At 54.1% G+C, this 13,498-nt stretch carries 14 protein-coding genes; 5 read left to right on the forward strand and 9 right to left on the reverse strand.

Annotated features, from left to right (window positions below; all coding sequences use genetic code 11):
• Window positions 1-68: 68 nt before the first annotated feature.
• The 6 genes from PXG97_RS10535 to PXG97_RS10560 form a co-directional block, all read right to left on the reverse strand.
• The gene (locus tag PXG97_RS10535) at window positions 69-554 is read right to left on the reverse strand and encodes a GNAT family N-acetyltransferase (protein ID WP_276497725.1); all 486 of its coding nucleotides are present in this window, start codon (window positions 552-554) and stop codon (window positions 69-71) included.
• Window positions 555-667: 113 nt separating this feature from the next.
• Entirely contained in the window at window positions 668-1,819 is a 1,152-nt protein-coding gene (locus PXG97_RS10540) for an alpha/beta hydrolase-fold protein (protein ID WP_276497726.1), read from the reverse strand.
• A 120-nt stretch (window positions 1,820-1,939) separates the two neighbouring features.
• A complete protein-coding gene (locus tag PXG97_RS10545; protein ID WP_276497727.1) occupies window positions 1,940-2,119 on the reverse strand; it encodes a hypothetical protein in 180 nt (59 codons plus the stop codon).
• Window positions 2,120-2,137: 18 nt separating this feature from the next.
• Window positions 2,138-2,398, reverse strand: a complete 261-nt coding sequence (locus PXG97_RS10550) for a hypothetical protein (protein ID WP_276497728.1) — start codon at window positions 2,396-2,398, stop codon at window positions 2,138-2,140.
• Between the two features lie 96 nt (window positions 2,399-2,494).
• A complete protein-coding gene (locus PXG97_RS10555; protein WP_276497729.1) occupies window positions 2,495-2,713 on the reverse strand; it encodes a hypothetical protein in 219 nt (72 codons plus the stop codon).
• A 91-nt stretch (window positions 2,714-2,804) separates the two neighbouring features.
• The gene (locus PXG97_RS10560; RefSeq protein ID WP_276497730.1) at window positions 2,805-3,992 is read right to left on the reverse strand and encodes a THUMP-like domain-containing protein; all 1,188 of its coding nucleotides are present in this window, start codon (window positions 3,990-3,992) and stop codon (window positions 2,805-2,807) included.
• Between the two features lie 161 nt (window positions 3,993-4,153).
• On the opposite strand from PXG97_RS10560, the gene PXG97_RS10565 reads away from it, so the two are divergent.
• Window positions 4,154-4,852: a DUF4397 domain-containing protein gene (locus tag PXG97_RS10565; RefSeq protein WP_276497731.1), complete on the forward strand. Its 699-nt coding sequence runs from the start codon at window positions 4,154-4,156 to the stop codon at window positions 4,850-4,852.
• A 151-nt stretch (window positions 4,853-5,003) separates the two neighbouring features.
• Window positions 5,004-6,311, forward strand: a complete 1,308-nt coding sequence (gene ahcY / locus PXG97_RS10570; RefSeq protein WP_276497732.1) for an adenosylhomocysteinase — start codon at window positions 5,004-5,006, stop codon at window positions 6,309-6,311.
• A gap of 102 nt (window positions 6,312-6,413) precedes the next feature.
• Here the strand turns inward: ahcY and PXG97_RS10575 are convergent, their stop codons facing one another.
• Both PXG97_RS10575 and PXG97_RS10580 read right to left on the reverse strand, forming a co-directional pair.
• Window positions 6,414-7,160: a LytR/AlgR family response regulator transcription factor gene (locus tag PXG97_RS10575; protein ID WP_276497733.1), complete on the reverse strand. Its 747-nt coding sequence runs from the start codon at window positions 7,158-7,160 to the stop codon at window positions 6,414-6,416.
• Window positions 7,161-7,189: 29 nt separating this feature from the next.
• Window positions 7,190-10,204, reverse strand: coding sequence for a ligand-binding sensor domain-containing protein (locus tag PXG97_RS10580; RefSeq protein ID WP_276497734.1), 3,015 nt, complete (start codon window positions 10,202-10,204; stop codon window positions 7,190-7,192).
• 236 nt (window positions 10,205-10,440) lie between these two features.
• Between PXG97_RS10580 and PXG97_RS10585 the strand changes: the two genes are divergently transcribed.
• Window positions 10,441-11,217, forward strand: a complete 777-nt coding sequence (locus PXG97_RS10585; RefSeq protein ID WP_276497735.1) for a glycosyltransferase family 2 protein — start codon at window positions 10,441-10,443, stop codon at window positions 11,215-11,217.
• Here PXG97_RS10585 and PXG97_RS10590 read toward each other — a convergent pair.
• Window positions 11,193-12,290, reverse strand: coding sequence for a glycosyltransferase family 4 protein (locus tag PXG97_RS10590; RefSeq protein ID WP_276497736.1), 1,098 nt, complete (start codon window positions 12,288-12,290; stop codon window positions 11,193-11,195). The genes PXG97_RS10585 and PXG97_RS10590 overlap by 25 nt on opposite strands.
• A 303-nt stretch (window positions 12,291-12,593) precedes the next feature.
• Here PXG97_RS10590 and PXG97_RS10595 point away from each other — a divergent pair, with 303 nt between their 5' ends.
• Both PXG97_RS10595 and PXG97_RS10600 read left to right on the forward strand, forming a co-directional pair.
• Window positions 12,594-13,187 (forward strand): sigma-70 family RNA polymerase sigma factor, encoded by a 594-nt coding sequence (locus PXG97_RS10595; protein WP_140620869.1) that lies wholly within the window; start codon window positions 12,594-12,596, stop codon window positions 13,185-13,187.
• 27 nt (window positions 13,188-13,214) lie between these two features.
• Window positions 13,215-13,496 carry a zf-HC2 domain-containing protein gene (locus PXG97_RS10600; RefSeq protein ID WP_276497737.1) on the forward strand — a complete coding sequence of 94 codons (282 nt, stop codon included), beginning with the start codon at window positions 13,215-13,217 and terminating at the stop codon, window positions 13,494-13,496.
• Window positions 13,497-13,498: the final 2 nt, after the last annotated feature.

A 13,498-nucleotide genomic window follows, 5' to 3' on the forward strand; every position in this document is an offset into this window, starting at 1 on the left:
TGTTGTTATGCTTGGGATATATGAAGTAAAGCGAAAAGCTACGCTTCACCAAAAGAGGCTTGTTATACTTACTCCTTGTGCTTTTCTGAGACCGTTGCCATACTTTTGTGCATGATGGTGATGCCGTTCTTGCCGACCAGCTTGGTATACACGCGCCAACCCAATTCATAGTAAAAGCTTACCCTGTCGGTTGCCACCAGGTACAGATCACAGAAGCCAGCCTGGATGGCATGCTGCTCCAGCGCCTGTACCAGCTGCTTGCCCACGCCTTGCCCCCGATACTCCGGCAGTACATACAGTGCCGCCAGCCAGGGTGTCAGGTCCGGCAAGGCGTCCACGCCGTCGCTCTCGATCAGTAGCACGGATCCTGCCGGCTCCTCACCGTCCAGCGCCACAAGGGCAGCGGGCAAAGGTTGCGCCTGCAGGTGCTCGCGCAGGGGCATTTTTACCACCTCTGCGGTGTTGCCTGGCTTCTGCCACCACTGCCGGTAAATCCAATCGGCCACGGTGTCGAAGTGCTGCGGAACCTCGTGTAAGTATCTGATCTCTAGCATTGCCTTTGCTTCTGTTGCCGAATAGCTTTTTCAGGTGTAAAGGAAGGAGCAATATAACTATAAACGGCCTTTGGGCAATGCCTTACGCGTGAAGCAAATGATTATTTTGCACGTTATTTTGCCGGAAACAGAAGCTTTAGAGCCTGCGGCATCCGTTTGCCCCAGGCCGATTCAAAATGCTTGGCCTGCTCGTCTTTCACCCAAGTGTACTCTTTGCCCTCGCGGTAGCCTTTCTGTTGCAGCGCCTGCAGCATGTCGTCTATGCCGGGCTGTAGCTGCTGCTCCAGCTCCACACCGCCGTTATCGATGTAAAAGTATACAGGCTTCTTTTTCCCTTTGTAGCCCAGCACGTCATCCACGTAATCAATGTCTTGTATCTTAAAGGCAGGCGACATGCAAATGGCTTTCGAGAAAACCTCCGGGTACTCCCAAGCCAGCATAAAGGCCACGGTGCCGCCCGTCGAGGAGCCACCCGTGGCGGTGTGCCTGGGGCCTGGCCTGGTGCGGTAGGTGCTGTCGATAAAAGGCTTTACCGTGTTCACCACATACTCCATGTAAGCAGAGCCCTTCTTGCCCGGCACATACTCCTGCATGCGTGCTTCGGTGTTGTTGATGCCCACGATGATGATAGGTTCTATGGCACCGGCGCGGATCAGGCTGTCGGCGGTCTCATCCACACGCCAGTCCACTCCAAAGGAGCTGGTTTTAGGGTCGAATAGGTTCTGGCCATCGTGCATGTAGAGCACCGGGTACCGCTTCTTTTTGTCTTGCGCATAGTTTGGCGGCAGCCACACCACCAGGTCGCGCGCCGGAATGGTACCGTTCCTGCCCACTTTTTCGTGGCGCGCCAATTCGCCTGTAACCCCACCTGCCACAGGCCCCTTGCTGTCGCCGTTTCGCCAGTTGGTTACCCTGTTCTTTACCTGCAGGCTACTCTCTACCTTCACCGTGTAATTCTCAAGCGGGCTCCCGGTGCTGTCGGCGGCCTCCTGCTCCCAGCTGCCGAGGGTATACTTATACTCCAGCAGCATGGGCTCGCGCAGTATGATTTCTTTCTCCCAGGTATCGGCGCCGGTGCGCTCCATTCTTACTTTGGCCGGGTTCCAGTTGCCGAGCTCGGGGGCGCTGCCGGTGATGTACACTTGTGCGGTGTCGGGCAGGCCGGGGGTGTGCAGCATAAACGTCACGACTTTTTCTACAGGGGCCTGCGCCGTGGCGGCCAAAGCGCAAAGAACGGCTAGCAGGAGCGGGAGGATGGGTTTCATAGTTGTAGGCACTTATATGTGAATACGGACAAGGTAAGGATTTTGCAAATATGCCTGCTTAATGCAAAACAGCCACAGCATGTGTTGCTGTGGCTGTTTCGGTGGAGTATAGTGTCGTTATTAGCTCTTACGCTTTTTGCTTTCACGGTCCTGCTCGTTGTCGGTGCGGGCCTGAGGCGTTTGTTTGCCGCTCATCTTGGTGTCCGTCACGTCGCGCTCCAGGCTGTTGCTAATGTCCTTGCTGTTGCCTTTGCTCTTGTTGGTCAGGTCGCTTTTCTTGCTTTTATCTTGATCTTTCATGGTTCTTGTTAAGTTTAGTTATTCCTCAGAAGACCCGCTGTCGGCTTTGTTGCTCACGCTCTGCCAGCCTTTGCCGCCTTTTGCCGGTCTGCCCTGGTGGTTGTTACTTTCTCCTGCGGATGGTGCAGGCTTTGCCTGGGTGTTGGAGCCGGTGTTACCCATGCCCCGCAGCGAGTTCTCGATCGCCAGCCTGTTTCCTTTCCTGCCTGCCTCAAAAGATTTTTCAGGGTTACTTGCAAAGCCGTGGAATTCCAAGCTTTTCTTTTTCTGATCTTTCATCCGTTCTCATAGATTTTGTGGTGAAACATAGTGCCTTACCGCTAAGGCCGTTTTACAGTGTACGGTTGTTAGCCGCCCATGTTGGCTTGCCGGGGGCTAGTACTTCTTGTCGCTGCTCTCTTCGGCGTCTTTGCCTGTGCGGATGTTGGTAACGCCGCCTCCGGTGCCGCCAACGGTGGGGGAGGTGGCGTCGCTCTGCGAACTGGTGCCGCTGTTCTTGATCGATTTGCCCGGTTTCATGGTGCGTGATGTCTCGTTGACGTCCTGCTTCATCCTATCCTGGCGCTGCTGGTCCTGGTCTTTCTCCTGTTTCATAGCTTGTGTGTTATAAAGTAAAGTATAAACCGGCCATACTTGTGGCACGGCGTTTATACTTTGTACGGGCTACAAACAGGCTTGTTTGGGGCTATGCTTTCTCGCAGATGAGCACCACCGGCTTCTGGTGCATGTCGGTGGTGAAGAACAGGTACGTACGGCCGCCTTCTTTTAGGCCGGTTTTCTTGCGGATGTCTGCCACAGCCTCCGGAAAGTTGCGCACGGTGATGTTGGCTTTTTTCTCCGGCAACTGCCTCAGCAGCTCCTTTTTATTATAGCGGCTCACGCCGAGGCACCTAAAGCTGCGGCCGGGAAAGTGGGGCAGCAGCTGCGCAGCAGTGTAAAGATGGCTGTTGGGGTGCAGCTTGCTTAACTGCAGGTGCTGGCCCAGGTAGCGGTAAGCGCCCGCCTTCAGTATGGCGGCATTAGGCTCATACACGTACTCCTGCGGATCGGCGTAAACAGGGGCGGCGGCTTCTTCCTGGGCGCGGGTGAAGGTCAGGAGCTGGGGCTCGGCACTAGGCAGCAGGTTCACGGTTGTGCGGGGCACGTTGGCCGGGGCGGGAGCTGTGGGCCGCAGCAAGTATAACACCTCCTTTACCTCGTTCTGCAGCGCCACCACCCACACGTGTTCCACGTGGGCCAGTTCCTGCAGCGCCTGCTCAATGTCCAGCATGGGCGAGGTTTTCAGCAGGATGGCGTCGGCCTTTTGGAAGAGCAGCGGCAGCAGGTGCAGCACGTCCGGCTCACAGTCCTGCAGCAGGTGCAGCTTCTGGTCGCGGTCGCCGCGGCGGGCTGGGTCCAGGTACAGCACATCGGCCTTCTCCTCCAACGTATGCAAAAAGTCCTCGGCCGTGGTGTTTATACTTTGGATGTTCGCGGCGCCCAGCAAGCCGAAGTTATACGTGGCCACCTCCTGTAGCTCCTGGTTCTGTTCCACGTGCATCACCCGCCCAAAGCTGCGGGCAAAGTAGAAGCTATCCACCCCAAAGCCGCCGGTTAGGTCCACCAGCAGTTTTCCGCGCACCAGGCTTGCCTTGAATGCCGCCGTCACCTCCGAAGAACTCTGCTCTACCGACAGCGCCACCGGAAACACCGCCTGCGGGTGCCCAGCCCAGGTAGGCAGCTTTTGCGCAGCCTTCTGCCGTGCCTTTATCTGCTGCACCAGCTCCTGCACCGGCAGCTGCGGGTAGCGGCCGGCCTGCAGCATCAGCTGGGCCACGTCTTGGTGCTGGTGCTGAAGTATGAATTCCTGCTCTTCGGGGGTAAAGGTGCGCATGGCGGGTTCTGTTTATGGGTGCTGCAAAGATATTGATTAAAAAAAGGAGGCGGTATGCTAATTTGTTTAACGTATTCACATATTTGTTAAACAAAACTTCAGCATCGCAGTTAAAGAGAAAATGAGTTAATCAATTATCAAATTTAATTTCTTAATGAGCTATGAAGTATTGGATGAAAAAAATGGCAATGTTGGCAGTGTTACCTGCCTTGTTCCTAGTAAGCTGCGACGACGACGACGATGATATCGATCTTAACACGGATGATGCCGAGGTGATGGTGGTGCACGCCTCCCCTGATGCGCCAGGCGTTGACCTGCTGATCAACGACGTGAAGGTAAACACGTCGCCGCTTACCTTCCCTAACAACACCGGCTACCTGGAACTGCCAGCAGGCAGGCAAAACGTGAAGGTGAATGCCGCCGGTACCTCCACCACCGTGATAAACGCCAACCTGGACCTGGAGGCGGACAAGGATTACTCCGTTTTCGCCATCAACACACTGGACAACATCGAACCCTTGGTGTTGGAAGACGACCTGACCGACCCTGCCAGCGGTATGGCCCACGTGCGCTTCGTGCACCTTTCTCCTGATGCTCCTGCAGTCGATATAGCCGTGCAAGGGGGACCAGTGCTGTTTAGCAACAGAGCGTTTAAGTCTGCCACTGACTTCACACCCGTAAGCGCCGGTACTTATACCCTAGAGGTTCGCCCGGCCGGTACTACCACGGCAGTGCTCACCATCCCGGATGTGGAGCTAATGAGCGGAAACATCTACACCGTGTTTGCCAGCGGCTTCCTGACCCCACCGGAGGGTAACACCAACATGCTCGATGCGCAGATCATCATGAACGAAGAATAACTCCTTTACTACCTATAGCTGCAGCGCCTGCCATATGTTTGGCAGGCGCTGTTTTTTTCTGCTCACCACTTCTTAGGGGCTACAAACCAGCTATTATTGATGAAGTGCAACAAATTGCGTAAATTTGTGTTTTATTTGAAAAAACGAGAAAATGGTAGAGACATATCTGAAGTACAAGGTAAAAGATATATCGCTGGCCGAGTGGGGCCGCAAAGAGATTAGATTGGCTGAGGCCGAGATGCCGGGCTTGATGGCCATCCGCGAGGAGTATGGCCCGAGCAAGCCGCTGGCGGGTGCCCGCATCGCCGGCTGTCTGCACATGACGATCCAGACGGCAGTATTGATCGAGACGCTGGTGGAATTGGGTGCTGAGGTTACCTGGTCTTCCTGCAACATCTTCTCCACACAGGACCATGCCGCCGCTGCCATTGCCGCTGCGGGTATTTCGGTTTACGCCTGGAAAGGCATGACGGCCGAGGAGTTTGACTGGTGCATTGAGCAGACATTGTTCTTTGGCGAAGACCGCAAGCCGCTGAACATGATCCTGGACGATGGTGGCGACCTGACCAACATGGTGCTGGACAAGTACCCTGAGCTGGCTGGTGCTATCAAAGGCTTGTCCGAAGAAACAACGACAGGTGTTCACCGCCTGTACGAGCGCATGAAGAACGGCACGCTGCCAATGCCTGCCATCAACGTGAACGACTCTGTAACCAAATCCAAGTTTGATAACAAGTATGGCTGCAAGGAGTCTCTGGTAGACGCGATTCGCCGTGCCACGGACGTGATGATGGCTGGTAAAGTAGCCGTGGTGGCTGGTTATGGCGACGTGGGCAAGGGCTCAGCGGCCTCCCTGCGCGGTGCCGGTGCCCGTGTTATCGTTACCGAGATCGACCCGATCTGTGCCCTGCAGGCTGCCATGGACGGTTTTGCCGTGAAGAGAATGGTAGACGCCGTGAAAGAGGCTGATATTGTGGTGACAGCCACAGGTAACAAAGACATCATCGGGGAGCGCGAGTTCCGCCTGATGAAAGACAAGGCTATCGTGTGTAACATCGGCCACTTCGACAATGAGATCGATATGGCTTGGCTGAACAAGGCGTACGGCAACACCAAAGACGTGATCAAGCCGCAGGTAGATCTGTATAACATCGACGGCAAAGATATTATCGTACTGGCCGAGGGGCGCCTGGTGAACCTGGGTTGCGCCACAGGCCACCCATCGTTCGTGATGTCTAACTCTTTCTCTAACCAGACACTGGCACAGCTCGAGCTTTGGACAAACACGGAGGCCTACGAGAACAAGGTTTATACCTTGCCGAAGCACCTGGATGAGAAAGTAGCCCGCCTGCACCTGGGTAAGATCGGTGTGGAGTTGGACGAATTGACGCCAGACCAGGCCCGTTACATCGGCGTGGAAGTGGAAGGTCCGTTTAAGCCAGAGTACTACCGTTACTAGGTATACCTGCCTGTAAGTATAAAGAGAGGCCGGTGCTGTGGAAGCACCGGCCTTTTTCTTTTCAGTAGTAGCTGGAAATGAGGTGAGGGGGAATCGTTATGCTTAAATGATGTTGAACCGGGACATCAGCGCCTTTTTATAGGATTTACCAATCGGGATCTCTCCCTTGGAGAACACCACGGAGTTTTCCTCCAGCGCCTCTATTTTGTCGAGGTTGGCGATGTAGGAGCGGTGCACCCGCACAAAGTTCTGCGCCGGCAGCTTCTGTTCCATGTCCTTCAGCGTGGAGCTGACCAGGTACTTCTGGTCGGCGGTAACGATAAAGGAGTAGTTGTCATACGCCTCCACCCACAGGATATCGCTGTAGTGCACTTTAATGATGCGGTGCTTTACCTTTACAAAGATATAATCGGCATTGACCTCTTTGTCTTTGGCGTTAACGTTGGAGCCGTTCGCCGGCTTGCCATCTTTGTGGTTGCTATCGTGCTTGTACAAGGCTATCTCAATGGCCGAGCGCAGGCTCTTCTCATCAAAGGGTTTGACAAGGAAACCATCGGGCTCTGTTTTCTTAGCACGATCAATAGTGGCCGGGTCGGCATACGCGGTAAGGTAGATGAACGGAATACCGAACTCCTCGCGGATCCGCGAACCAATGTCTACTCCGTCAGCATCGCCTTTGAGGTTGATATCCAGCAGTACCAGGTCGGGCTGTGTCTCCCGAATCATGTCGATCGTGTCTTCTCCCGAGTCTATGGCGCACGTCTCGTAACCTAATTCTTCCAGGCTAGCCGCTAGATCTTCCGCGATGATGACCTCATCTTCCGATATAAGGATTTTAGGTTTTGTCATAGCATTAGGTTCATACGTGAAAAATAAAATTATGATGGCAAAACAAAATAAAATATTGTTTTTGTGCCATGGTTATTGTAGAAACTTATGTTCCCCTCCAATTTGCGGCTTAACGACTGCACAAGCTTCAGCCCAAACGATTGCCCCTGCTGCTGCTTTTCGAAAAAATCCACTGGTAACCCGCGGCCATTGTCGCTGATGGTGAGGGTATATTGCACCTCATCGTGCTTCACCAACTCGATGCGTAGCAACCCATGCTCACCGCCCGGGAAAGCATACTTTAAAGTGTTAGATACCAATTCGTTTACGATCAAGCCCAGGGTGATAGCGGCATCCACGTCAACCTTTGTGAAAGGTATATCCAGTTCCAGCCCGACCCTATCCATACTTACGCCATATGAGGCATAAAGGCTCTCGCAAATCTCCAGAAAGTATTCCTCCAAGTTTATCTGCTCCAGATCGTTGTGGCGGTAGAGGCGCTCGTGCAGCAGCGACATGGAGCGTACCCGGCTGCGCAAGGCCTGCATCACCTCCTGCGCGCCCGTGTCCTGCACGTGGCGGGCCTGCAGGTTCAGCATGCTGATCACAATCTGCAGGTTGTTTTTTACCCGGTGATGAATCTCCTGCAGCAGGATTTCCTTCTCTCTGTTCTGGCGCTCCAGCAAACGGGTACGGTGGTCCACCTTCAGTTCCAGCAGGGAATTCATCTTAACCAGGCTCCGCTCGCGCAGGCGCACGACACTCAGCACTGCCCCGGCTACCACCACCAGTAGCAGCCCGATAAACCACTCGCGGCGCCAGATGGGTGGCACAATAGAGAAGCTGTATGTGAGCGGCTCAGGTGTCCAGTCGCCGTCGTAGTTGCGGGCCAGCAGCTCAAAGGTGTAATCGCCCGGCGACAGGTTCGCATAGGTAGTATAGGAGCGTTCCGTTACCTGCGACCAACTGTTGTCGTAGCCTTTTAACCTGTACCGGTACATTACCTGCTCGGGGCCAGACAGCGAAATGCCGTGGAAGTTGAAAGACAGGTGGTTCTGTGTATAAGCCAGGCGAGGGTTGTCAGGCAAACCGGTAAGGCTGTCTATACTGTAGCCTAGCGCCTGCCAGTCGGTGGGGTTGGCGTAGAGCAGCACCTCTGTTAGCACCAGCTTAGGGTAAGATGGGCGCTGTCGGTCCAGGTGGGGCAGGTAGCAGGTAAGGCCCTTCGTCGTGCCAAACCACATGCGCCCGTCCGGCGTCTGCAGCATGGCGTTGTCGCATACCTCCTGACCTCTGAAGCCGCTGGGGCTCGTGTATGTGCGGTAATTGAACTTGCCTTGCTTGTGCAGCAAAGGCAGCTCAACCTTTAGCAGCTCACGGTTGGTGGCTACCCACAGGTTATCGTTGGCATCGGCATAAATGGATTTTATAGCTTCGTTTGGCAAGCCGCTTTTAGAAGTATAAAGTGTGGCCTTTTTCCCCTGGAGCAACAACAGCCCGTTGTTAAAAGAGGCAAAGTATAAGTTGCCGTGCCTGTCTTCGGTAATGGAGCGGACTTCTGTCAGGCCCAGGTCTTTCAACTCCTGCGGCAGCACCAGCTTTCCCTGCTCCACCAAAAAAGCTCCCTGTGCGGCCCCTACCCACAGCCTGTCCTGGCTATCGCGGAAGACGGTGTTTGCCTTAAGGGGACCGCCGCTAAACGGTATGTGCTTTAGGGAGTCCTGCTCCAACACCACCAGGCCGCCTGCCGTGGCAAAGTATAGCTTGCCGTCTGGGCCGGCCGCCCCATGATAAACATCAGGGGAGGGGAGGCCTTGGGCGGCGGCATAGCGCTTGGGGGCGCCCTTGCCCAGGCGCCAGATGCCGTTGCTGGAGCTTATCCACATCTCATTGGCCACCGGCAGGAAATGATACAGGGTGGCGCCGCGTGGCCAGGGGGTTGAGTTTTGCCACTCCGGCCCCTGCGGCTGCATTCGGGCAAGCTCTCCCTCATCTGTCCCGAACCAGAGTGTGCCGTTGCTATCCTGGCCAACCGCTGTTATGCGTGGCTCCGATATGGTGGCAAAGTCGAAGAAGTGCACAAACCAGGGTGCCCTATACTGTTGCAGGCCGTAGCCGTTGGTGCCTATCCACACGTTCCCTTCTGTGTCGGAGGCCAGGGCTGTGATGCGGCTGGTGCGAAGGCCGCTGCGGCGGGTTATGTAGGTAAAGCCGCTGCCGTCATACTTCAGCAGGCCGTTGCGCAGCATGCCTATCCAAAGGTTATTGCTGCTGTCGTGGGTAAAGCTGGAGATATGGCTGTCGTTTAGCTGCCCCGGTAACCGGATCAGGCGCAGCGAGTCGCCTGCTTTTGCCAGTCCCTGGGCGGTGCCTATCCATACCTGGCCGTCCTTGTCCGTGGTGATGGCCGTGACTTGGTTGTGCGGGAGGGCGCTTTCAGCAGCGGTATAGTGGGCTACTTCGTTGCCGGAGACCCGGTAAACCCCATTTTGCAGCGTGCCGGCCCAAAAGTCGCCGGACGCAGTAGAGGCGATAGCTGTATAGTGGTCATCGGGTAAGGCTTTATACTTCTCAATGCTGGAGTCGGTGATGTAAAAGATGCCGCTGTCGGTGGCCAGCCAGATGTTCCCTCGCCGGTCTTCGCAGATACTGTTTACGGCCTGCGCCTGCAGTCCATGTCCCGGCCCATACTGCTCAAACGAGAAGCCGTCGAAAAGCTGCAGCCCGGCATCAGTCGTGCCGATCCAGAGGCGCTGACGACTGTCGATAAACAAGGTGGAGATGTTGTGGCTGCTCAGGCCGTCTTCCTTGGTATACGTAAGAAAGTCGATGCCATTAAAACGGCTAAGGCCGGCGCGTGTGGCCAGCCACAGAAAGCCTCTGGCGTCCTGCTCTATGGCCATCACCTGCGACTGCGGCAAACCCTGCTCCAGCGTCCAGCTGCGGATGTTGTACTGTTGGGCAGAGGCGGCGGCAGTAACCAGTAACAGAAAAAAAGTTATGCGCAGAAAGTACATTATCCGTTTCCATACAAATAAGCCCAGGTGGCGGGTGAGTCTTTGCAAGTTCCAACACAAAGGCGGTTAAGTATAGTTTGCTTACGCAGGCAAGACTAAAAAGTATAGCGATACGGGTTACATTTTATTGGCGACAAGAAGAAACTTCCGCGTGAACAGCCTGCATTTAGCGGGTAAGGGGAGCAAGTCAGGATTTTAGGATACCTTTGAAGTATAAATTTGGCCGGGTACGTTAACCCATTGTAAAAAGAAACAAGGATAATTGCCGCTTTTACCGAATTACTATGCCTGTTAAACTTTCTGTTGTTGTCATCACCTATAACGAGGAGCGCAACATTGCCCGCTGCCTGGAGTCTGTGAAGAATGTGGCGGATGAGGTAGTGGTGGTGGACTCCTACTCCACAGACCGCACCAAAGAGATTTGCCTGCGTTACGGGGCCAGGTTTACGGAGCATCCCTTTGCCGGACATATCGAGCAGAAGAACTATGCGCTCGCAGAGGCTGCTTACCCGCACGTGCTCTCGCTGGATGCGGATGAGGCCCTGAGCCCGGAACTGGAACAAGCGGTGCTGGAGGCAAAGAGCAACTGGCAGGCCGATGCCTACAGCATGAACCGCCGCACCAACTACTGCGGCAAATGGATCCGCCACTCCGGCTGGTACCCCGACACGAAAGTGCGCCTGTTCGACCGCAGCAAAGCCGTCTGGGGCGGCGAAAACCCGCACGACAAGATCATCCTGAGCAAAGGGGCTACCTTAAAGCACCTGCCCGGCGACCTGCTGCACTACTCTTACTATACCGTGTCCCAGCACCTGGGGCAGATAAACAAGTTTACGGATGCCTCGTCTACGGCTATGTTCCGGAAAGGAAAGAGAGCGACCTGGAGTGCTCTGTTGTTCAAGGCGCCTTTCCGCTTCTTTAAATCATACATCCTGAAGCGTGGCTTCCTGGACGGGAAAGAAGGCTTCTATATTGCCATCACCTCGGCCTTTGTCGTGTACACCAAGTACATGAAGCTGCACATGCTGCAGCAGGATCAGGAGGACAAGACCTCTTTGTAAATCGATAAGGTTTTAAGCGCTGTCTGCTGCTTGGTGAACTCAAGTACTTTTTGAGAGGCGTTTTCTACCAGCGTATCACGAAGGTCTTGATTACGCAGTACCTGTAGGCATTTTTGCGCCAACTCTCCCGGAGACTTAACAGGGGCTAACATGCCGGTTACGCCATCAATTACCATTTCTGGGATTCCTCCTGCATTGGTGGCCACAACAGGAGTACGGCACGCAAAGGCGTTCAATACGCTGTTCATCAAACCTTCCTTTAGGGTGGTGGTAAGAAAAAGATCCAACTCGGGAAGCACCTCGCTCACATTAGTCAGGAAGCCCGTAAATATCACGTCTTCCTGCAGGCCCAGCTTGGCCGTGTATGCTTTTATCTCTTGCTCCAAAGCGCCGCTCCCTATGGCGAAGTATTTCGCCTTTACCCCATTCTGCTTTAGCAAGTATGCGGTGTCCAGAAAGGTAAAATAGTCTTTGTGTTTGTCCAGCGCCGATACATTCCCGATCAGCGTATAGCCTTCTCCAATGTTATAGGTGCTGCGCAAAAAAGAGGCATTCTGTCTGTTGTAGCGCCTGAAGTTCTCCAGCTCAATGCCGCTGTGCACGGTTACGCACTTGCCGCCGTCAGCTATGCTCTCTGCCATCACCCTTCGAACATTGTTGGCTACGCAAATGATGCGCTTGACGCCTCTGTAGTTGTACTTAAAAGTAGAAAGCGGATTTGTGCCGATGCCGAACTCCACTCGCCGGCTAAGAACGAGGTCTGCCTGGGCACCCATGAGGTGGGCAAGCACACCTAAGGTGTGAGCCAGGCTGGAGTGCATGTGTATAAGCTGTATGCCGTTCGCGTTCACATACTGTTTTAGACGCAGCGCACTTAACGGCAGGAGGGGCTTAGCAAAAGAAAGGGATAGGTGAGGGATGTTGTGCTGCTGGCAGTAGGCTTCGAAAGCTGAGCCAGACCGGCAGGCGACATAGTTGTGCACCTGCTGCTGCTGCAACTCCTCTATCAGGTAGGCGATTTGTTGCTCGCCTCCTCTCCATGTCTTTTCGGATGCTATGTGTAGTACGTGCATGTGCTGTTCAGTCAGTTGTTTTTACAAGGATAAGGGACCTTGTTTCTGCAAAAGTACCACAAAAACGATTTATGGGTGGATTTGCACAAAAACTTCACCCTGCAAGCCTCATCCGACGTAAAAACCTAAAACCATGCGGTTTCGCCTGGGTGACCTTATCGTGCCGAAAAGAAAATATTGCTCGTGTGTGGTAAGGCCAACTGCAACCCTGAGGCGCCAAGCGTGGTATGTAATTAAAATTCCTATATTTGCGTTTAACGCGCGATGGAGGACTTCACCAAAGTACAAAATCCATTAAAGTAGATGAGCGATCAAACAGGTAAACAGCTGAGTAAGGAGGAAAAGGACGCACGGTTCGAGGCCGAGCTGTTGCCCGTGCTCGACCCTCTGTACAATTTTGCCTACAGGCTCACCCTAGACGAGGACGACGCCAACGACCTGGTGCAGGAGACTTATCTAAAGGCATATCGCTTTTTTGACTATTTCGAGCAAGGAACTAATGCAAAAGCATGGCTGTTCCGAATCCTGAAGAACTCCTTCATTAACGAGTTCCGGAAAAAGAGCAAGCAGCCCGCCAAAGTGGACTACAGCGAGGTGGAGGGATACTACAACTCCGACGATGTAGAGGGCGAGAGCGGCGTGGCTTCCACCACCGACATGCGCACCGAGAGCGTGCAGGACCTGATCGGTGATGAGGTGGCCAGCGCCCTGAATGCACTTCCCGTTGACTTCAGGACCGTGATCATACTTTGCGACCTGGAGGGCTTTACCTACGAGGAGATGGCCAAGATCCTGGACATCCCGATCGGTACTGTCCGCTCAAGGCTGCACAGGGCCCGGAACTCTTTGAAAGAGAAGTTGGAAAAGTATGCGAAAAGCATGGGATATAACAGTTAGAGAAGACATTTAAGAGTTTGAGCAAAGATGGAATCAAAATTTACAGAAGCGTATCCGAAAGCACCAGATGAGGTGAGGGAGGCAGATTGCGAGAAAGTGTCCGGTATGCTGGACCTGATGATTGACGGTGAAGCCTCCGCAGAGGAGCAAACATTCTTTAACCACCATATTGAGGAGTGTGTCAGCTGCTTCGAGAACCATCAGAAGCAAAAGCTCTTGAAAGGGTTGGTGTCAGGCCACCTGAAGCGCGTGATTGTACCACAGAGCCTGGTGCAGTCGATAAAAGCGAGGATTCAAGAAACGTTATAACC

It is taken from the genome of Pontibacter litorisediminis (assembly GCF_029360645.1).
Classification (GTDB): Bacteria; Bacteroidota; Bacteroidia; order Cytophagales; family Hymenobacteraceae; genus Pontibacter; species Pontibacter litorisediminis.

Excerpts from the sequence above, each read along its gene's own strand:
- PXG97_RS10535 (WP_276497725.1), bottom strand. The coding sequence starts at position 554 with ATGCTAGAGATCAGATACTTACACGAGGTTCCGCAGCACTTCGACACC.
- PXG97_RS10540 (WP_276497726.1), bottom strand. The coding sequence starts at position 1,819 with ATGAAACCCATCCTCCCGCTCCTGCTAGCCGTTCTTTGCGCTTTGGCC.
- PXG97_RS10545 (WP_276497727.1), bottom strand. The coding sequence starts at position 2,119 with ATGAAAGATCAAGATAAAAGCAAGAAAAGCGACCTGACCAACAAGAGC.
- PXG97_RS10550 (WP_276497728.1), bottom strand. The coding sequence starts at position 2,398 with ATGAAAGATCAGAAAAAGAAAAGCTTGGAATTCCACGGCTTTGCAAGT.
- PXG97_RS10555 (WP_276497729.1), bottom strand. The coding sequence starts at position 2,713 with ATGAAACAGGAGAAAGACCAGGACCAGCAGCGCCAGGATAGGATGAAG.
- PXG97_RS10560 (WP_276497730.1), bottom strand. The coding sequence starts at position 3,992 with ATGCGCACCTTTACCCCCGAAGAGCAGGAATTCATACTTCAGCACCAG.
- PXG97_RS10565 (WP_276497731.1), top strand. The coding sequence starts at position 4,154 with ATGAAGTATTGGATGAAAAAAATGGCAATGTTGGCAGTGTTACCTGCC.
- ahcY (WP_276497732.1), top strand. The coding sequence starts at position 5,004 with ATGGTAGAGACATATCTGAAGTACAAGGTAAAAGATATATCGCTGGCC.
- PXG97_RS10575 (WP_276497733.1), bottom strand. The coding sequence starts at position 7,160 with ATGACAAAACCTAAAATCCTTATATCGGAAGATGAGGTCATCATCGCG.
- PXG97_RS10585 (WP_276497735.1), top strand. The coding sequence starts at position 10,441 with ATGCCTGTTAAACTTTCTGTTGTTGTCATCACCTATAACGAGGAGCGC.
- PXG97_RS10590 (WP_276497736.1), bottom strand. The coding sequence starts at position 12,290 with ATGCACGTACTACACATAGCATCCGAAAAGACATGGAGAGGAGGCGAG.
- PXG97_RS10595 (WP_140620869.1), top strand. The coding sequence starts at position 12,594 with ATGAGCGATCAAACAGGTAAACAGCTGAGTAAGGAGGAAAAGGACGCA.
- PXG97_RS10600 (WP_276497737.1), top strand. The coding sequence starts at position 13,215 with ATGGAATCAAAATTTACAGAAGCGTATCCGAAAGCACCAGATGAGGTG.